Origin of the sequence: Corynebacterium vitaeruminis DSM 20294 (assembly GCF_000550805.1) — a bacterium.
Lineage (GTDB): Bacteria > Actinomycetota > Actinomycetes > Mycobacteriales > Mycobacteriaceae > Corynebacterium > Corynebacterium vitaeruminis.
In genome coordinates this window covers 2,864,670-2,883,747 of record NZ_CP004353.1, presented here as the reverse complement: position 1 = coordinate 2,883,747, position 19,078 = coordinate 2,864,670, and the positions used below count along the sequence as shown (strand labels likewise).

Genomic DNA, 19,078 nt, shown 5'->3' with positions numbered 1-19,078 from the left:
CGTGCACAAGCAGTGTGGCTCCTAGTCGGGGAGGCAGTTGCCCGCTTAGACGTGTGGGAGAAGAGACAAAGCTGGGTCGTCTGTGCGCCTATCGAAGCAGGATCATGCGGCCCTCGTGAATGAGGTGATGCCGAGGTGCCCCGAGCAGTTCGCACCAACGGTGGTAGGTTGGGCGCCATGACAACAAACACGACTGCAAGCAAGATTCTCTATATCGGTGGCCACGGCAAGGTAGCGCTGCTGGCCACTCCCTTGCTGGTGCAGGCAGGCCACAGCGTGGATTCGCTGGTGCGCAATCCCGCCTACGCTCCGGAGTTGGAAGCACTCGGTGCGGGCGTGGTGGTACGCGATCTGACCAAGCAAGCAGCTGCTGATTGGGCCGAGCTTTTTAGCAACTACGATCTGGTGATCTGGGGTGCGGGCAACGGTGGGCGCGCGGGCGCGCAGGCGACGCTGGATATTGACCGTGACGGCGCCCTTGCCACCATTGACGCGTTGGAGTCGATGGATCGTCCGCCGCGTTATGTCATGATCTCCTACCTCGGGGCCACGCTGCGCGAGGAGTCCAATGACGGTAGCTCGTGGGATGCCTATGTGAAGGCGAAGAAGGCGGTGGATCTGCGCCTGGGTGCGAGCAAGCTGGACTATCTCATTCTTGGCCCTTCGTCGCTGACAGATGAGCCAGCCGTGGGTATCGAGGTGGTGGCTGATGATTCTCCGGCCGCGGGCACGCACACTGCGCGTGAGCTGGTGGCGCAGGTGATTGCGGAGGTTGCAGGCCGGGAGGAGTTCCCGGCTAGCCCGCTGGCCTTTATTGATGGCCAGGATCCGGTCAGCAGCATTGCGTAAATGATGCTTTGAGCAAAAAATAATGGCGCGCTTTCCGCTTTGGCTGGGAAGCGCGCCATTTCAGCGCAGGGAGTTAGTCTTCGAGCTCTGGGACTTCCGCCCGGGCCTGCTCCAAGACCTCCTTGGCCGCGCCAAGGTTGATCAAACCGATGATGATGCCCACCACCACGTCCGGCCAGATGGTGGCCCAAAAGATGGTGACGATGCCCGCGGCAAGGATGAGGATGTTGGCGAGCACGTCATTGCGCGCGGCCAGCCAGGCCCCGCGCACCAGCGCCTCCCCGCCGTTGCGCAGGGAGAGCAGCAGGAGCGCGCAGACGAGGTTGATGAGTCCGGCGGCGATGGCGGTGCCGGACAAGGTAAAGGCCTCTGGCGGGGTGCCGGTGATGATTTTCCAGATCGCCGTGCCGAACGCGGCGAGCGCGGGAATGAGGATGAGTCCTGCCAAACCCACCGAGGCCTTGCGGCGCGAGGCCACTGACCAGCCGAGGGCGGTGAGCACGAGCAGGTTGATGAGGAAATCCTCGAGGAAGTCGGCGGCGTCGGCGAAAAGCGAGGCCGAGCCGATGATGGAGGCGATGATGACCTCCCCGGCGAAGCCGAGCAGGTTCAGACCCGCAACGATGGCCACGATCTTGCGGGAGTGGCTGGTGAGGTTAGCGGCGTTGATCTCATCGTCGTCATTGTCATCGTCATCGCTGTCAAAGTCATCGCGAGCTGCGGAGGCTGAAGTCATAGTTGCTGATTCTATTCCGGTTACCGTAGGCGTCGGTAAGCGAATTAAACTAAACCCAAAACGGACCTCGGAAGGGAATGCTACATGGCGCACGGGATCGGCTTCGATCGCGAAAAATACATCGACTTGCAATCGGAGCACATCAAAGCGCGCCGGGAGAAAATCGGGGGCAAGCTGTACCTGGAGATGGGCGGCAAGCTCTTCGACGACATGCACGCCTCGCGCGTGTTGCCTGGGTTCACCCCGGACAACAAGATCGCGATGCTCGACCGGATCAAGGACGAGGTGGAGATCCTCGTGTGCATCAACGCCAAGGACCTGCAGCGCAACAAGGTGCGCGCGGACCTCGGCATCACCTACGACGAGGACGTGCTGCGCCTAGTCGACGTCTTCCGCGGCCGCGGCTTCCTCGTGGAAAACGTGGTGCTCACGCAGATGGAGGACGACAACCGCCAGGCGGCCGAGTTCAAGGAGCGCTTGGAACGCCTCGGCATGAAGGTGTTCCGCCACCGCGTCATCCCGGGCTACCCCTCGGACACCGACTTCATCGTCTCCGAGGAGGGGCTCGGCCGCAACGAGTTCGCCGAAACCACCCGCGACCTCGTGGTGGTCACCGCCCCGGGGCCGGGCTCCGGCAAGTTGGCCACCTGCCTCTCGCAGGTCTACCACGAGTACCAGCGCGGCGGATCGGCCGGGTACGCCAAGTTTGAGACTTTCCCCATCTGGAACCTGCCGCTGGATCACCCGGTCAACCTGGCCTACGAGGCCGCGACGGTCGACCTCAACGACGCCAACGTCATCGACCACTTCCACCTCAGCGCCTACGGCGAGTCCACGGTCAACTACAACCGCGACGTGGAGGCGTTCCCGCTGCTCAAGGTGCTCCTGGAGAAGCTCACCGGCACCACCCCGTACCAGTCCCCCACCGACATGGGCGTGAACATGGCGGGCTTCTGCATCGTCGACGACGAGGTCTGCCGCGAGGCCAGCCGCCAAGAGATCATTCGCCGCTACTTCAAGGCGCTTGTCGACGAGGCCAGAGGCAGGTTGGACTCCACCCAGTCGGACCGCGCGGCGGTGGTCATGGCCAAGGCGAAAATCAAGGCCACCGACCGCGCCGTCGTCGGCGTGGCCCGCGCCCGTGCGGAGGAGACCGGCGAGCCCGCCTGCGCCATCCAGCTTGACGACGACACCATCATCACCGGGCGCACCTCCGCCCTCCTCGGCTGCTCCGCCGCGATGCTGCTCAACGCGCTGAAACACCTGGCCAGCATCCCGGACGAGAGCCACCTGCTCTCCCCGGAGTCGATCGAGCCGATCAAGACGCTGAAGATCCAGCACCTGGGCAGCCACAACCCGCGCCTGCACACCGACGAGGTGCTCATCGCGCTGTCGGTGTCGGCCTCGACGAACGAGGAGGCGCGCCGGGCCCTCGATCACCTGCAGCACCTCAAGGGCTGCATCGCCCACACCACCACCATCCTGGGCTCGGTGGACGAGGGCATCTTCCGCAACCTCGGGGTGCTGGTCACCAGCGACCCGAAGTTCCAGAAGAAGTCGCTGTACCAGAAGCGCTAGCTAGCCCGCGGGCATAAGGAAAGACCCAAGGACTCCCACAAGTCCTTGGGTCTTCAAGCTCGGGACTCCCATCGGCCCGAGCCTCCTTCGTCTTTCGCCTCGGATCACAGGAGGTGAACCCCCAAGGTCGAAGGACGAAGCTTTATGCGTCTATTCAGAAACTCTCTCCGGACGGTCCGCCGTATGGCATAGGGGAAGCTACGCCACGCAGACCCTAACCGCTAAATACTAGGAGGAAAGGCCCGGGACCCAACCGCGCGGCTGGAAGAACTGCGGCACCTGCGGTGCCCACTGCTGGATGTGCTGGACCGGGTTGAACTGCTGCAGGTTCTGGACGTGCTCTGCGATCTGGGGAATCTGATCGAACATGGAGGAATCTCCTTGATTAGTAGAAACACGGCGCTTGTGCTGCCGATGAGTTGAATACTACGACCGCTCCCTAATCCGGTCAACGGGTCGAAAAAAGCCTTCTACCTGCACAAATGCCGAAGTTTGGAGAAACTTGGAAGTTCTGTCAAAATCTTAAAACCGCAGCTCAGGGGCAGATTCCGAAGCTCGGTACGTCAGCGAAATCGGCTTGACTGCGAAAACCCTGCCAAGATTGCAGGAGAGTGAAAGTCGCAGGTCAAAGCGCTGAGCGTTTGCTACTCGCTTGCCGACGTGCCGTTGGCGTCCACCCAAAGGGCATACAGCGAACGTACAGTTTTCATTGTGGACAATAAAACGAAAAGACCCCATCCCGCGGCGAGGGAGAACGCCGGGGATGGGGCTTTCAAAGAGTCTTGGCGTGCGCTTAGCGACGGAAGCCGTTGAACCAGTTCTGCGGCTGGAAGTTCTGCTGGACCTGTGCGCCCCACTGCTGGACCTGCTGGAACGGGTTGAAGTGCTGGAACTGCTCAGCGATGTGGTTGAACTGATCGAACATAGTGATTTCTCCTTCACAAGGAAAGTGTCGTTATTGTCGGCGGCGGTTGCTGCCGATGAAGTGAATACTAGGACCGGGCAAGAGGCCGGTCAACGGACCCAAAAAACGCCGCTACCTGCGTAAATGGATTAGTTTGGAGCTGGCTTGGAGTGCTGACAGGATCGCAAACCCCGAGGTAGAAGGTCCCTCTTTGCGCCCGATTTGCTTGGTTCGTCGGGTGGCTGTGAAGCATCTGCAAGCTTGGTAGGAATGCGCGCAGACCCGTGGCCCGCATGCGTAAGCCGCCCCCTGACGCATGAGCGCCAAGGGGCGGCTTGGGTAGATAACTAGATCAGTTGCCGACTACCGGGAGGACAGGGAGACCAGCCAGTTGCTGGGGTTGAGGTGCTCGGTAACCTGCGGGACGAACTGCTGGATCTGCTGAGCCGGGTTGAACTGCTGCAGGTTCTGGACGTGCTCTGCGATCTGGGAAAGCTGGTCGAACATTGTTGTCTCCTCTGAGTGGGAAGTAGAAGTGGTAGCTCTTGCTGCCGATGACTTGAATGGTAGGCCTGGTCAACGGAACCGTCAATGGCGGACAAAACCGCCTTGACCTGCGCAAACACCGAACCTTGGAGCCAGCTTGAAGTGCCCTCGGCGCGAAGAAAATGCATGTCATTGCCACCGCGATCGGTGATGGAAATGCGTCGAAAAAGTGTTGCTGCGAGCTCACTGCGAGGTGTTTTGGAGATCGATGAAAATGGGCCTTTTGGCGCCTAGCTCACCTTCACGTTCCGTTAAGTTGAGCGCAATGATAACGATTGGGAGTTGTCGCTTGCCCATCTGCCATCACCTCCCCGCCGGGTCGGCTGAGGGGCGTGAAAATGGCAGCCGCTTCACAGAGGTATGGGGAGAGATGGATGGAGCCAACGGGAACAGCGTTTGCCGAGGGGTTAGGCGGTCGGGGACCTCCCCTACGCCAGCGTTGAATAACAGACACCGAGGTCTTGCAGCACTGGGCGCCTGCGAAGCGTCTTGCCGGATGTATTCGAACTCCCGCGAAACCCCGCCCATGCTTAACCACAATCTGTTTGCACATGACCACCAAGTTGCGGGATAACTCTAGCGACGCGCGAACCAGCGTGGCCGAGGCGGGCAATGGGAGGTGAGAGCCTAGGTACGGCAAAGGCCCACGCTTCGAACGAAACGTGGGACCCGTGCAAACGCAAAGAACCCACAGCTGGCAGACGCGCCTAACTGTGGACTTTGCGGAAAACTTCTGGGAGCTACGCTCCCTAGATTCAACCCTTAACCTCGCCCGCCGAAGCGGGCTTCAGCTATCCCTCGACACTCTCAAGGAGATGCCGTGGCTGCCCGACTTAGCGGGAGGAGATGACAGCGTTGAAGACGTGGGAGATAGCGCTGACGATGGTGTCGAACAGGTTAGTAACGTAAGAGCTCATGGGTTTATCCCTTCGTAGGTCTGGTAACGCGACTGCTGTTTGCCGCCGCTGAGAACGAGTAAACCAGCGGCATCGGACAACGGCAAGGACCCTTGAAATCCTCTCTACCTGCGAAAACAAGAAATTAATCGAAATTTAGAAGTTCGCTGTGAGCATTCGCAGCTTGCTTCAAGGCGCGCGAATCGCCAGCGCATAGGCAAGTTTTTGGGTCAAACAGAACCGCCGCACGAGGGGCAAGAAGTCTGTCTGGCAGGACCCTGCCAATCGGCTGTCTCTTGGGGAGGCATCGGCGAAAGTGCAGGTCAAGGCGCTTAGGGAGATTGTGTAAGAGCCTCGAACGAAAAGTACAGGTGACTTTTCAAGCCTTGAAATAGGCGGGTGCGGTCAAGAATTACGGGCGATAAGCAGAGACCTCGCCATCCCGAATCCGGGACGGCGAGGTCTCTGTTGCCTCACCGAGATCAAGGCAATGCGATGATGGTGGCGAGGATGTTGTAGAGAGAAAGCAGGGCCGTGAAGACGATGCCTCCAAGGTAGCCAAGGATTTCAGCGGACATGATCTCTTCCTTTCTGGTGGGTGGGGTTGGAGCGGTTGCTCCGGCTACTTCTGAATTTAACTGCTCTCACATGCGGAAACAATAGAAAAACCAGATGTTTTGATACAGAAAAGGGAGAGGTCTATCACTTTATTTGAAAAACACTGAGTTTCCGTTAACGGTTCCTAGATGTGTTTGTATCGGAAAGAATTTCAGGCTAGGGCTGTCAAGCATGATCTGTTGCCGGAGGTTATTGCCTGGGCCGCAGGTATTCCGTTGTAGGAGTGTGATGAATCGTGGGTGATGCAGATTCAAGGCACGCAAAAAGCCCCCCACTGGCGGAAACCGCCAAGTGACGAGGCTTTGTCAATCGATACCAAGCGCCCACCCAACTGGAGAGACGAACGCTTGGTTTGCGTGCCATCTACACATCCGCGAACGGATGCGGCGCACTAAGCGCTATTACGGCAGGGAGATGATGCTGTTCAGCAGGGCAACGATGCCACAGAAAGCAGTACCGGCGATGTTAACGAAGTAGTCGAGGATATCAGAGGACATGTTCTTTCCTTTCGGATTGAAGTTTGACCGAGAACTTGTGCTCCCGTTGACTTCGAATCTAATCAAGATCGGTGCCCACTAACAAGGGAAAAGCGGATTTAGTTGAAAAGGGAACTAGGTCAATCGCTATCACTTATGTGTGAAAAGTATTGCCACATAGTGAAAACAGAATAAGAAGAATTCCGCTCCGGAACGACCGTACAGCGTTCAACTCGGTGTCGACAACGTGCTGGTCACGGCAACACGAGGCGTTCTGCGCGAGTCAATATCACCCCCGAAATAGGTTATTCTCGTTTCGCCAATGATTGGTCGAGGGGCCATCGAATGCCTTGAGAATTATGGAATGGCGACTCGTGTCAGACGCCTTGGTGGCGGAAGATCGCGCGTCCGTGTCGGAAGGTCTCGGAGCAGGATCGGTTGCCTGAAAGTCTTGTCGGAATGAAGTCGCAAAAGTAATGGAAATGATATGAAAATGGGTTTGTGGCCAAAAGGTCGGCGGTGGGTGGCGGCTGTGGTGCCTGCGGAGCGGATGGGGTCTCAAGATCTGGAACGAGAGGACGCCTCAAGCTTGCAGCAGGGCGTTCTTGGCGCGGTCTCCACGCCGGCGGTCGAGGTTGATTCGAGGTGTACTAGACGGAAAGAGAATTCTTCGATGAATGTAACGATGTGGCTCCGGCGAACGACAGGGCGTAAACATTGGCCCCGTAAGCTAATAAACACACAGCTCCGGCTTATGTATAATTAATACAATGGGCCCGAAAAATGAGTTCCCCTAAGGCTTTTCACTCCGACAAAGCCGCGAAAAAGGATTCTCGTGGTCAGACCAAAGGGGCCCTAAACTACCCCTATATGGGTCTAAATGAGCTTCATCTGACGGGCCGTCGTGATCGCCGCGGTGCGATTGTCGACGCCCAATTTCGAGTAAATGTGGACCAAATGCGTCTTCACGGTGGCTTCGGAGATGAACAGGCTGGCCGCGAGCTGGCGATTCGTCGCGCCCGACTCGAGGGCCTGGAGGATCTCAATCTCCCTGGCAGACAGCGCCTGGCGCGGCTTGGAGATGCGGTTCATCAGCGCGCTGGCCACCTCGGGAGCCAGCGTGCGCTCGCGGCGGGCGGTGGCCAGGATGGCCGCGTGCAGAGTCTCCTCCGGCGCGTCCTTGAGCAGGTAGCCCATCGCGCCGGCCTCGACGGCGGCAACGATGTCGGCCTCGGTGTCGTAGGTGGTGAGGATGAGCACCGGCGGGCCGGCCTCGGCAAGCCGCTGGGTGAGGGTGATGCCGTCGGTGCCGGGCATCTGGATGTCGGTCACGACCACGTCGATGCCCTGCTCGGCGAGGGACTCCGGGGTGATGCCGTCCCCGTTAGAGGCCTCGGCGACCACGCGGACGTCGTCGAACCCGTCCACGATAGAACGTAAGCCGGCGCGCACCACGGGGTGGTCGTCGATAAGCATGACTGCAATGGGCTTCATGATCTAACCTTCCGCCGAGGTCGAACGGGATGTGAGCGGGATCGAGCAGGCCAGCGCGGTGCCGGATTCTGGTGCTGATTCGATTGTAACGGTGCCGGCGAGGTCCGCCACGCGCGCCCTGACCCCGGGCAACCCGTAGCCGCTGGCGGTCGCGGGATCGAAGCCGGAGCCGTTGTCCACCACGTCGAGGCTGAGCTGATCGTCCCAGAGCCCGAGCGTGACCACGACCTTCGATGCGTGGGCGTGCTTAACGACGTTGTTGAGCGCCTCCTGGGCCACGCGCACCATCGTGCGCGAGACGGGCTCGGGGACGGCGGCGGGGTCGATCTCTCCGACCACGTTGAGCGCGAGGTCGAGCGGTTCACCCAGCGCCCCCTGGCGGGCGCGCGTGCGGGCGACGACCTTCTCCAGAGCCTCGGGAAGCGACTGGGTCAGATCCGGCGAAGCGAGGTCGCGGACGAAGCGGCGGGCCTCGGCGAGCGAGGTGCTCGCCTGCTCGTTGATGGTGTCGAGCTGGGCGGACAGCTCCTCCAGGTTGCCCTTCTGCAGGTTGGAGCGCGCCGCGCGCGAGACCAGGACGATGGAGCTCAGCCCCTGGGCGACGGTGTCGTGGATCTCGCGGGAGAGCCGCTCGCGCTCCTCCATCCGGCCGGCCTGGTGCTCGCTCATGGCCAGCTGCTGCTGCGCGGAGAGCAGCTGTTGGGTGAGCAGCGCGTGGGTCTGCACCTCGCGGCCGAGCGCCCGGTAGGTGAAGTAGACGCCGATGGCGAAGACCGTGCCGATGAGCGGGCCCACCACGTTGGCCACGTTCCACGACGGCGTGTGCAGCCAGGCGGGAAGAAACGCCGCCACCGCCCACGCGGCGGCCACGCCCACGATCGCCACCCCGGTGGGCAGGATGTGGAGGATGAGGAAGACCAGGGGGAACAGCAGCCAGACGAAGTCCATGGACAACGCCACCAGCCCCACCCACAGCGCAAGCACCACCGCCAGCCAGCACGCGGCGAGGATCGCCCAGCGGCGGTCGGTGTCCTCCACGGCCACGAGCGAGTGCGCCCGCCGGTTCTCCCAGGTGGTGCCCGCCATGTAGACGCCCGCGAGCACGCCCGCCGCGGTGATAAGCCGCCACGAGCCGTTTCCGGCGGCGACGTTTTGCACCACCGCGAAGCCCAGGAGGAAGGCGAAGACGATGTGCAGGCTCACGCGCAGGAAGATCATGATCCGGCTGAGCGCGCGGGTGGCGTCGATCTCGGTGGGCGTTGGGGCTAGAGGCGCAGAGTCGTTCACACCCCTAACGCTACTGGCTGCGCGCGGCAAGTAGCCACCCAGCCGCCAGGTAGCCGATGACGAATCAACCACACGGTTGATCGCAATAAAACCCAGCCGGTCGATGCGGCTGGCCTGCGAAAACGGTGAAATGGGTAGCAAAGAGAAGTAAGAAAAGGAGAACCACCCATGTTCCTCAGTCTCCGCGAGATCCGCACCGCGGGCGGGCGCTTCCTGCTCATCGGCAGCGTCACCATGTTCATCACCCTGCTCATCGTCATGCTCACCGGGCTCACCCAGGGGCTCGCCAGCCGCAACACCTCGGCGCTCGACTCGCTGGGCGCGGACGCCGTCGTGTTTAGCGACCCGTACACCGACAACCCGGAGGTGTCGTTTAGCAATTCGGTCGCAGACCTTGGCGTCGCAAAGCAGCTTGCAACAAGCGATGGCGTGAGCGCGCTGCCGCTGGGCGTGGGGCAGACGCGCTTGGAGGCTGGAAGCGGCGCCGAGCCTGTCGCCGTCATGGGCCTGCCGGACGGGACCACCGCCGCGGGCGCGACCGTGAGCGAGAAGGCCAACGTCGCGCGAGAGGTGGCCGACAAGCTGGGCATTCACGCTGGCGATACCATCGCGCTCGCCGGGCAGAAGGTGGAGGTGGGACAGATCGTGGACAACGAGTACTACAGCCACTCCCCCGCCGTCTGGGTAGATACCGCCACGTGGCAGGCGGTCAACCACACCCAAGACGCTGGCACCGTGCTCGTCGCGTACGGCGACGCCACCAAGGACCAGTGGCAGCAGATGGCCGCCGACACCCACACCGCCATCACCGACACGAAGGGCTCCTACCAGGGCCTTGCCGCCTACACGTCCGAACGCTCGTCGCTGACCAGCATGCAGGGCTTCCTCTACGGCATCTCCGCGCTGGTGACCATCTCCTTCCTCACCGTGTGGACGCTCCAGCGCACGCGCGACATCGCCGTTCTTCGCGCGCTCGGCGCCTCTCCTTCTTATGTGCTTATCGACGCCCTGACCCAGGCCGCGATCGTGCTCGCCGCGGGTACGGGACTCGGTGCGCTCGTGGGACTTGGCCTGGGAGCCCTCGTCCAGGGCAGCGTCCCCTTCCTGCTCAGCTGGTCCACCGTCCTCGTCCCCGCGGCCGGGGTGTTTGGCTTGGGAATCGTCGGCGCACTCATCGCCGTGCGCCAGACCACCAAGGTCGAGCCGATGGCCGCCCTCGGCGCCGCAGTCTAGAACCCGTACCTATATATAAGGAGCGAAAAATCATGAACCCCGTCCTCTCCCTGCGCGGCGTCTCCGTCGTCTACCCCGACGGCACCAGCACCGTCACCGCCCTCGACCACGCCTCCCTCGAGCTGCTCCCGGGACAGCTCACCGCGGTGGTCGGCGAGTCCGGCTCCGGAAAGTCCACGCTGCTCTCGGTCGCCGGTGCGCTGGTCACCCCCACCAGCGGCGAGGTGGAGGTCGCGGGCATCCCGGTGCACGACGCCAGCGAGAAGAAGCGCACCGCCATTCGCCGCGACCACATCGGCGTGGTCTTCCAGTCCCCCAACCTGCTCGGATCGCTCACCGCCCGCGAGCAGCTCCTCATCACCGACCACATCCGCGGCCTGCGCCGCGGGAGGCTCAAGGCCCGGGCCGAGCGCGCCGACGAGCTGCTGGAGAAGGTGGGGCTCAAGGGCTTCGGCAAACGCCGCACCGCGGAGCTGTCCGGCGGCCAGCGCCAGCGCGTCAACATCGCCCGCGCGCTCATGGGCAGCCCCGAGCTCCTGCTCGCCGACGAGCCGACCAGCGCCCTCGACCAGCGCCTCTCGCGCGAGATCGTCGAGCTGCTGCGCCGGGTCACCGACGAGTTCGGCGTGGCCACCATGATGATCACCCACGACCGCAGCCAGCTCGCCGCCGCCGACCAGGTCGTGGAGATGGTCGACGGCCGCCCGCGGGTGCTCGACAAGCTGCCGGCGGCGTGAGCCCGATGCGCCAATGATTAAATCATTTTGGAACCCCTCCAAAATGATTTAATCATTCCATCAAGAATGATGGAATACGCCGCCCGTCCCGGCCCGATAAACGCCCTGAACTGGGATTATTACTCTCCCACGGGGTGCCGGAAACATTCCATCATTGAGGGTCATCTCGGGGATACAAACGCCACGAGCCGTAGGCGTCGGAAAGCGAGCAACACCGACGCCTGAAAACCGGGTTTCGGCAGGTAACGGTGCACTGATGAGCGCGTGCCGGGCGGGGAGCGACTATTATGTTTACCCATGACTAATCCGAGCGAGAATTTGGCAGGACCTTCCTTCCGATACACCCCGGAGCTCGCGGGTGGCATCGAGAAGAAGTGGCAGAAGTACTGGATCGACAACGGCACCTTCAACGCCCCGAACCCGGTCGGCGAGCTCGCCGACGGCAAGCCGCTGCCCAAGGACAAGCTCTTCGTTCAGGACATGTTCCCGTACCCGTCCGGCGCCGGCCTGCACGTCGGCCACCCGCTCGGCTACATCGCCACCGACGTCTTCGCCCGCTTCAACCGCATGCTGGGCAAGAACGTGCTGCACACGCTGGGTTATGACGCCTTCGGCCTGCCCGCCGAGCAGTACGCCATCCAGACCGGCACCCACCCGCGCACCACCACGATGGCCAACATCGACAACATGGAGCGCCAGCTGGGCCTGCTCGGCCTCGGCCACGACCGCCGCCGCAAGTTCGCCACCACGGACCCCGAGTACTACAAGTGGACCCAGTGGATCTTCCTGCAGATCTACAACGCGTGGTTCGACAAGGAGCAGCAGAAGGCCCGCCGCATCGAGGAGCTCATCCCGCTGCTCGAGTCCGGCGAGGTGGCAACCCCTGAGGAGTTCGGCGCGCCGTACGCGTCGCTGTCTGAGCAGGACAAGCGCAAGGTCGTCGATTCCTTCCGCCTGGTCTACCGCTCCTTCTCCACCGTCAACTGGTGCCCGGGACTGGGCACCGTGCTTGCCAACGAGGAGGTCACCCACGACGGTCGCTCGGAGCGTGGCAACTTCCCCGTCTTCCGCAAGAACCTCTCCCAGTGGATGATGCGGATCACCGCCTACTCGGATCGCCTCATCGACGACCTCGAGTACCTGGACTGGACCGAGAAGGTCAAGTCCATGCAGCGCAACTGGATCGGCCGTTCCCGCGGCGCCGAGGTGGACTTCGTCTCGCAGGGCAACGACATCACCGTCTTCACCACCCGCCCCGACACCCTCTTCGGCGCAACGTACATGGTGCTCGCCCCCGAGCATTCGCTTGTCGACGCCTTGGTGGCCGGTGGAACGGGCTCGTACGAAGGCATCGACCCGCGCTGGACCTTCGGTGCCGCCACCCCGGCGGAGGCGGTCGCCGCCTACCGGGCGTCGATCGCCGCGAAGAGCGACGTGGAGCGCCAGGAGAACAAGGAGAAGACCGGCGTCTTCCTCGGCGCGTACGCGACCAACCCGGTCAACGGCACCGAGATCCCGATCTTCATCGGCGACTACGTGCTCACCGGCTACGGCACCGGCGCCATCATGGCCGTGCCCGCCCACGACACCCGCGACTACGAGTTCGCCACCGAGTTCGGCCTGCCGATCATCCCGGTCCTCGACGGCGACGTCTCCACCGAGGCGTTCACCGATGATGCCCCGCACATCAACTCCGCCAACGACCGCGGCCTGGACTTGAATGGCCTGGGCAAGGCCGAGGCCATCGCCGCCGCCATCGACTGGCTGGCCGAGCAGGGCGCGGGCAAGGAGAAGATCCAGTACAAGCTGCGCGACTGGCTGTTCGCCCGCCAGCGCTACTGGGGCGAGCCCTTCCCCATCGTCTACGACGAGGACGGTCTGCCGCACGCGCTGCCCGAGTCCATGCTCCCCATCGAGCTGCCTGAGGTCGAGGACTACAAGCCGGTGGCCGCCGACCCCGACGACGCCTCCTCCGAGCCGCACCCGCCGCTGGCGAAGGCCACCGACTGGACGCACGTGACCCTGGACCTCGGCGACGGCCCGAAGCAGTACGTCCGCGACACCAACGTCATGCCGCAGTGGGCCGGTTCCTCCTGGTACCAGCTGCGCTACATCGACCCGAAGAACGACGAGGCCTTCTGCGACATCGAGAACGAGCGCTACTGGACCGGCCCGCGCCCGGAGAAGTTCGGCCCCAACGACCCGGGCGGCGTGGACCTCTACGTCGGTGGCGTTGAGCACGCCGTGCTGCACCTGCTCTACTCCCGCTTCTGGCACAAGGTCCTCTTCGACCTGGGCTACGTCTCCTCCCGCGAGCCGTACCGACGCCTGTTCAACCAGGGCTACATCCAGGCCTTCGCCTACACCGACTCCCGCGGCGTCTACGTCCCCGCGGCTGAGGTGGAGGAAAAGGACGGCAAGTTCTACTACCAGGGCGAGGAGGTCAATCAGGAGTACGGCAAGATGGGCAAGTCCCTCAAGAACGCCGTCGCCCCCGACGACATCGCCCGCGACTTCGGCGCCGACACCCTCCGCGTCTACGAGATGGCCATGGGCCCGCTGGACACCTCCCGACCCTGGGCGACCAAGGACGTGGTGGGCTCCCAGCGCTTCCTCCAGCGCCTGTGGCGCCTGGTGGTCAACGAGGACACCGGCGAGCTCTCCGTCTCCGACGCAGCACTCACCGACGACGACCTGAAGCAGCTCAACCGCACCATCGCGGGCATCCGCGACGACTACGAGAACCTGCGGATCAACACCGTGGTGGCCAAGGCGATCGAGTACGTCAACTACCTCACGCGCGCGTACGGCGCGCAGAACGCGGGTGCCCCCCGCGCCGCCGTGGAGCCGCTGGTGATCATGGTCGCCCCGGTCGCCCCGCACATCGCCGAGGAGCTGTGGGCCCGCCTGGGCCACGAGGACACCATCACCTTCGTCGACTTCCCCACCTTCGACGAGAAGTGGCTCAAAGACGACGAGATCGAGATGCCCGTCCAGATCAACGGCAAGGTCCGCGCCCGCATCATGGTGCCGGCCGACGCCGCGCAGGACGCCATCGTCGAGCGCGCGCTGGCCGACGCCAACGTGCAGGCGCACGTAGAAGGCAAGAACCTGGTCAAGCAGATCGTCGTGCCGGGGCGCATGGTGAATCTGGTGGTGAAGTAAGGGCTAGGAAACCTAGCGATAGCTCAAGCCGAGGCCAACCCATGCCGGTGGCCTCGCCTTTTTCACCCTCGGGCATTCCTTCGATGCCCGCGCGCAATCCGGTCTGGAGCTGCCCAAGCGATGAGGCGTGTGCTGACCTCGACGACCACCTGTTCGAACTGGCTGCCGTTGGCCAGCACGCACTCCTCAACGAGCTGAGCACCAAGCTCAGCGTTGGGAGGCACCACCCTGAAACTCCTCATGGTGAGATACACCAAGGACCGCTTGAGAGCGGTCCGCTTATCCCGTCTCTAAATGCGTGAGCCATCAACGCGGCTGCGCGGTCGTAAACCGATTCATAACGTGGACCGAAAACGCTTTGAAATGGGGCTGCGATGGCAGAACTCAAAGCGCCTTCATTTTAATCGAATCCCGCGTATTCATCATGGGACGAGCCATTCTGCCGCGTTCCGCACTCTTGGTTGAGCCTGAGGGCAAGGATCGTGAGTAGCTGAACCCACTCTTCTTCGTTAGCGATGGTCACGGGTTAACGGGTGGCCAAGAGGTGAAAGGTTGCTTTCCAATCGGCCTCAACCAGCTCGGAGGCTGCCAAGGCCGCCTCAAGATCAAGATCCTCGTTAAGCGTGGGGGCCTGCGGCAGCTCCCCGCCGTCATGAACCAGATGGGAGAATTCCTCCAGCATGGTGGTGACGCTGAGGTTCTCACTCGAAGGAGCATTCTCGGGAATACCTTGGCGAGCCTCTTCCCACGACAGGCCATGGCTGAGCTTCGTCAAGGTAGCGAAATCCATGTCGCCGTAGAAATCGACGATGCTGGCGATCACCGCGTGTTCGTAGTCGCTCAGACGTGAAGAGTCACCGTTGACGATTCCCGTCACATCATTCGACCCCTCGGCCACCATACTGAACCGGCCGAGCTCTGTGGGCACAGGCCCAAACTTCCAAGCTTGGAAGCGACTGTCCGTGAGAGGCTTCCCAGTCCACGCCAAATGCCACCCCTGAGCGAAGAAACAAAGCTTGGCCAGCTTGTGCCTATCAACCCTGCCGCCGCGCAGTTCGACGATGTACTGCCCGACGTCAAGAATGTTGGCCACGATGCTCCTTCCGGGGCCTACGTACTTAAAGGCTGGGAACAGGGATTTTACACTGAATTGACGCCATTGGGAATAGGAGAGGACTAACCTGCCCTTTGCCGATCTTGATTGGGAAGTCCTAACTCGGATCACCGGCAAGCCGAGCGCCCGCGTGATGATGTCGGCGGACGCCGCGCAGGACGCCTTCGCCGAGCGCGTGCTCGCCGATGCCAACGTGCAGGCGCACGTGGAGGGCAAGAACCTGGTCAAGCAGATCGTCGTGCCGGGGCGCATGGTGAATCTGGTGGTGAAGTAGCAGTTGCTTGTCGACGCTAAAGCGGGCGGAGCCAGCCGAGGGGGTTGGCTCCGCCCTACTTGGCGTGTGCATCCCGATGCTCACAGCGACAACAGCTCACAGTGACCCCACACGGTAAACGAGGCCTTTGGCCAGAACTGGCACAATCAAACTCATGATGACCACGAGCGAACCTTCAAATCTCGATCCACAGATGGCGGCCCTTAAGAATGAGGTGTTTTACCTCGTCACCGGCATAGCCAATCTCGTCAATAAGATCGGTACTTCGACACCCGAATGGGGGCCAGAAACTACCGATACAGTGAACAAGAACCTTGACCCTTCGATTAGCAACATTGCGCGCCTGCCTGACGAGCTCTCCCGAGCAATTGTTCAGGTTGCAGGAGCAAATCTTCACCAAATTGGTCAGATGATGGAACACGGATTCACTTCTCCGGCCACGGTGGCTCCCCTCGCCCGCAGTTGTATTGAGAACGTCGCACTGCTGCTGTTTATTAACCGTGACGAAGATTCGCCAGAGGTTCGAACGGTCCGGGCAGCCCGAGCCATCCGCAGCGGAATGACCCGCGACAAAGTGCATACTCTGGGTGGACTCGCTGAGTTGCACCAGGAATTGAACACTGTAGTGCAGCGATACACCGCAAAGCACACCATTCTTGAACTAAAACAAGAGGATGTCAGCTATTCGGATATGGTGCGTATGACGCTCAACGGGGTGATTGGCGAGGACCTTTACGGTGATTTGTGCAGTTACACCCACCACAATGCTTGGCGTGCCTACTATCAGTTCCTTGTTGCGGGAGTAAACCCAACTCAGTTGGAGCTGGATAGTTTGTTTTTCGCTTTTGAAGCGGCCAGGGCCGTCACTGCGGGAGGGTTTGCCTTGGCAAAGTATCGCGACTCAAATGCAACCTCAGACCTGTTGGAGGGTCTACGTTTTTCTATAGATCGGCTCATTGGATTAGGACGTATGCTCAACGACTTCCAGCAAAACATTGAAGCGTAGGGAGACGACGACAGCTAAGAACTCCCGCATTCATGATTTCCTAACTGAGCCTTATGAAGGCACTATCAGCCTTGTTTTCAAAGTCCCGTCCGCAAGATACACGTCTCGTGACCGCCTCTTAGTCATGGTGAAGGCCATCTAGTGGATTCTCTGCCTTCGCAAGTCTTCCTTCAGGATTTTCATGTGATCAACTCACGCGTTTCATCGCGGCTATGACTACAGTGGATCAAGCGAAAGGAAACTCTTTCGAAAGTACAACCGAAATGGGTATCACTAACCCCCTCCGATAGTATGGGATTTTGTTAAACGATAACGCATGAACTCGTCGAGGACCTTGCTTGTGAGCGCCCAAAAACTAGAACTGACTTGGTATAACAAAGATCGTGCACTGATCCCGACGGAACGTGGACGCTATGGCTACACGTGGGTTGATCCTCGTGATCCGCGTTACTGCGAGACGCACTACCTTGAAATGGGAGAGACGGTTGTCGGCTCGCAGGCCGAGAAGGTAGACGGCACGACTTATTCGGAGCGCGCCGACCTCACGCCACAAGAAGACAACCTGCTTATTCTCGGCGAGTCGGGAGACGTTCTCGAAGCGCTAACCCGAGTACCCGAGTTGAAGGCCAAGTACCTCGGCAAAGTGAAGTGCGTCTACATTGACCCACCCTTTAACACCGCGCAGACGTTCACTAACTACGAGGACAACCTCGAACACTCCGTGTGGTTGACCATGATGCGCGACCGCCTTGTTCACCTGCGGAACCTGCTCAGCGATGATGGCTCGATCTGGGTGCACCTCGACGACGTGGAGAACCACCGTATGAGAATGCTGTTGGACGAGATTTTTGGCATGAATTACTTCTTGGCTGAGATTTCTTGGCAAAAACGAACGACTCGCGAAAATCGTGCCGCGTTCAGTAGCGATCATGACACCATCTTGGTTTACGGAAAACTCAACAACGTTGAGTGGAAAATGCACAGAAATAAGCTCTTGAGAAAAGAGGACGGGTGTAATCTCGACCAAGATCCTCGGGGTCCTTGGACTAGCTCACCTTTTACTGCTCAGGGTTTTCGCCCAAATCAGATGTATTCAATAACTACTCCCACTGGAGTGACTTACCTTCCGCCTGAAGGCCGCTGCTGGGGATCAGTTGAAGATGGTTACAAGGCATTGTTAAGAGACGGCAGAATTCATTTCCCGAAAAACGGGAGTGGACGCCCTAGAGTCAAGTCATTCTTAAACGAAAAAGATGGCTTGGTGCCGCCCACAACTTGGTTGGCAAATGAGGTGGGTACAAACGACGAAGCGAAAAGTCATGTCTCCAGCTTTTTTACCAAGAGTGACGTTTTTGCAACTCCCAAGCCCGAACGGCTACTAGAGCGCATTATCCACATTGCCACGAAACCCGGCGACATTGTGTTGGACGTGTTCGCTGGTTCTGGTACGACCGCCGCTGTTGCGCAGAAAATGGGGCGGCGCTGGGTGACGTGCGAGCTGGTGGAGGACACGTTCAATCGGTTTACTCGCCCGCGTCTTGAGAAGGTCATTCGTGGCGAGGACATGGGTGGTATTTCCACGTCCAAGGGTGAGCGTGTGGACGCAACGGAGGACGGACTACCGGAGGGCATGACGGCGGACGAGGCGCAGAAGTTCACCTCGGCGCTAAACAAGCTCCTCAAGGACAACGACGCTCTCAAGAAGTCCGCCGACGTAAAACTACTGAAAGCCCTCTCCAAGACCGCTAAGTCCCCCGACACGGTGAACTGGCGCGGCGGCGGTGCATTCACCGTTGCGAAGCTCTCGCCGACGTGTTTCGACTATGACCCGGAGGTCGGGTACACGATACTTACGCCCGAGGCGACGGGTGATGTGCTGTGCCGGTCGTTGGCGGCGCACTTGGGTTTCTTCTTAAGCGACGAGAACCCCTATTTTGTTGGCAAGCGAAACCGCGAGTTGCTATGCGTTGTTGAGGGTGTCCTAGACAGTAGGAAGGTGGACGACATTATGGCGAACCTCCCCGGCAACCACAGTGCCGTTATTGCTGCGACGGTGCTCGACGAGGGCGTGCGTGAGCACGTCCGCACGTTTAAGAATGGTTCCCGCGTGGTCGCGGTGCCGCTTGACCTGTTCCCGTTCGACTACGACCAGGAGGAGAACTAGC

The 19,078-nt window shown here is 60.9% G+C and carries 15 protein-coding genes; 8 read left to right on the top strand and 7 right to left on the bottom strand.

Annotation, left to right across the window (positions count from 1 at the left end):
- Window positions 1–177: 177 nt before the first annotated feature.
- Window positions 178–849, top strand: a complete 672-nt coding sequence (locus tag B843_RS12900; RefSeq protein ID WP_034652160.1) for an NAD(P)H-binding protein — start codon at window positions 178–180, stop codon at window positions 847–849.
- Between the two features lie 73 nt (window positions 850–922).
- Here B843_RS12900 and B843_RS12895 read toward each other — a convergent pair whose 3' ends face one another.
- Window positions 923–1,585, bottom strand: coding sequence for a cation diffusion facilitator family transporter (locus B843_RS12895; protein ID WP_025253901.1), 663 nt, complete (start codon window positions 1,583–1,585; stop codon window positions 923–925).
- A gap of 84 nt (window positions 1,586–1,669) precedes the next feature.
- On the opposite strand from B843_RS12895, the gene B843_RS12890 reads away from it, so the two are divergent.
- Window positions 1,670–3,163, top strand: coding sequence for a DUF1846 domain-containing protein (locus B843_RS12890; protein WP_025253900.1), 1,494 nt, complete (start codon window positions 1,670–1,672; stop codon window positions 3,161–3,163).
- A gap of 228 nt (window positions 3,164–3,391) precedes the next feature.
- Here the strand turns inward: B843_RS12890 and B843_RS13895 are convergent, their stop codons facing one another.
- From B843_RS13895 to B843_RS12880, 5 genes are all read right to left on the bottom strand, one after another.
- Window positions 3,392–3,532, bottom strand: a complete 141-nt coding sequence (locus tag B843_RS13895; protein ID WP_155895169.1) for a hypothetical protein — start codon at window positions 3,530–3,532, stop codon at window positions 3,392–3,394.
- A gap of 424 nt (window positions 3,533–3,956) precedes the next feature.
- Window positions 3,957–4,088, bottom strand: a complete 132-nt coding sequence (locus tag B843_RS14235) for a hypothetical protein (protein ID WP_269319752.1) — start codon at window positions 4,086–4,088, stop codon at window positions 3,957–3,959.
- A gap of 342 nt (window positions 4,089–4,430) precedes the next feature.
- Window positions 4,431–4,574 carry a hypothetical protein gene (locus tag B843_RS13890; RefSeq protein ID WP_155895168.1) on the bottom strand — a complete coding sequence of 48 codons (144 nt, stop codon included), beginning with the start codon at window positions 4,572–4,574 and terminating at the stop codon, window positions 4,431–4,433.
- A 2,905-nt stretch (window positions 4,575–7,479) separates the two neighbouring features.
- Window positions 7,480–8,097, bottom strand: a complete 618-nt coding sequence (locus B843_RS12885) for a response regulator transcription factor (protein ID WP_038595598.1) — start codon at window positions 8,095–8,097, stop codon at window positions 7,480–7,482.
- 3 nt (window positions 8,098–8,100) lie between these two features.
- Complete coding sequence (locus B843_RS12880; protein WP_051483599.1) at window positions 8,101–9,315, bottom strand: sensor histidine kinase; 1,215 nt, start codon at window positions 9,313–9,315, stop codon at window positions 8,101–8,103.
- Between the two features lie 237 nt (window positions 9,316–9,552).
- Between B843_RS12880 and B843_RS12875 the strand changes: the two genes are divergently transcribed.
- The 3 genes from B843_RS12875 (at window position 9,553) to leuS (ending at window position 14,519) form a co-directional block, all read left to right on the top strand.
- Window positions 9,553–10,617, top strand: coding sequence for an ABC transporter permease (locus B843_RS12875; RefSeq protein ID WP_025253897.1), 1,065 nt, complete (start codon window positions 9,553–9,555; stop codon window positions 10,615–10,617).
- Between the two features lie 32 nt (window positions 10,618–10,649).
- Window positions 10,650–11,354 carry an ABC transporter ATP-binding protein gene (locus B843_RS12870; RefSeq protein ID WP_025253896.1) on the top strand — a complete coding sequence of 235 codons (705 nt, stop codon included), beginning with the start codon at window positions 10,650–10,652 and terminating at the stop codon, window positions 11,352–11,354.
- 297 nt (window positions 11,355–11,651) lie between these two features.
- Complete coding sequence (gene leuS, locus B843_RS12865) at window positions 11,652–14,519, top strand: leucine--tRNA ligase (protein WP_025253895.1); 2,868 nt, start codon at window positions 11,652–11,654, stop codon at window positions 14,517–14,519.
- A gap of 526 nt (window positions 14,520–15,045) precedes the next feature.
- Here the strand turns inward: leuS and B843_RS12860 are convergent.
- A complete protein-coding gene (locus B843_RS12860) occupies window positions 15,046–15,612 on the bottom strand; it encodes a Panacea domain-containing protein (RefSeq protein WP_025253894.1) in 567 nt (188 codons plus the stop codon).
- A gap of 151 nt (window positions 15,613–15,763) precedes the next feature.
- On the opposite strand from B843_RS12860, the gene B843_RS14040 reads away from it, so the two are divergent.
- The 3 genes from B843_RS14040 (at window position 15,764) to B843_RS12850 (ending at window position 19,077) form a co-directional block, all read left to right on the top strand.
- Window positions 15,764–15,907, top strand: a complete 144-nt coding sequence (locus B843_RS14040) for a hypothetical protein (RefSeq protein WP_155895167.1) — start codon at window positions 15,764–15,766, stop codon at window positions 15,905–15,907.
- A gap of 154 nt (window positions 15,908–16,061) precedes the next feature.
- The gene (locus B843_RS12855; RefSeq protein WP_025253893.1) at window positions 16,062–16,913 is read left to right on the top strand and encodes a hypothetical protein; all 852 of its coding nucleotides are present in this window, start codon (window positions 16,062–16,064) and stop codon (window positions 16,911–16,913) included.
- Window positions 16,914–17,229: 316 nt separating this feature from the next.
- The gene (locus B843_RS12850; RefSeq protein WP_038595592.1) at window positions 17,230–19,077 is read left to right on the top strand and encodes a site-specific DNA-methyltransferase; all 1,848 of its coding nucleotides are present in this window, start codon (window positions 17,230–17,232) and stop codon (window positions 19,075–19,077) included.
- The last annotated feature ends 1 nt before the right edge of the window (window position 19,078 follow it).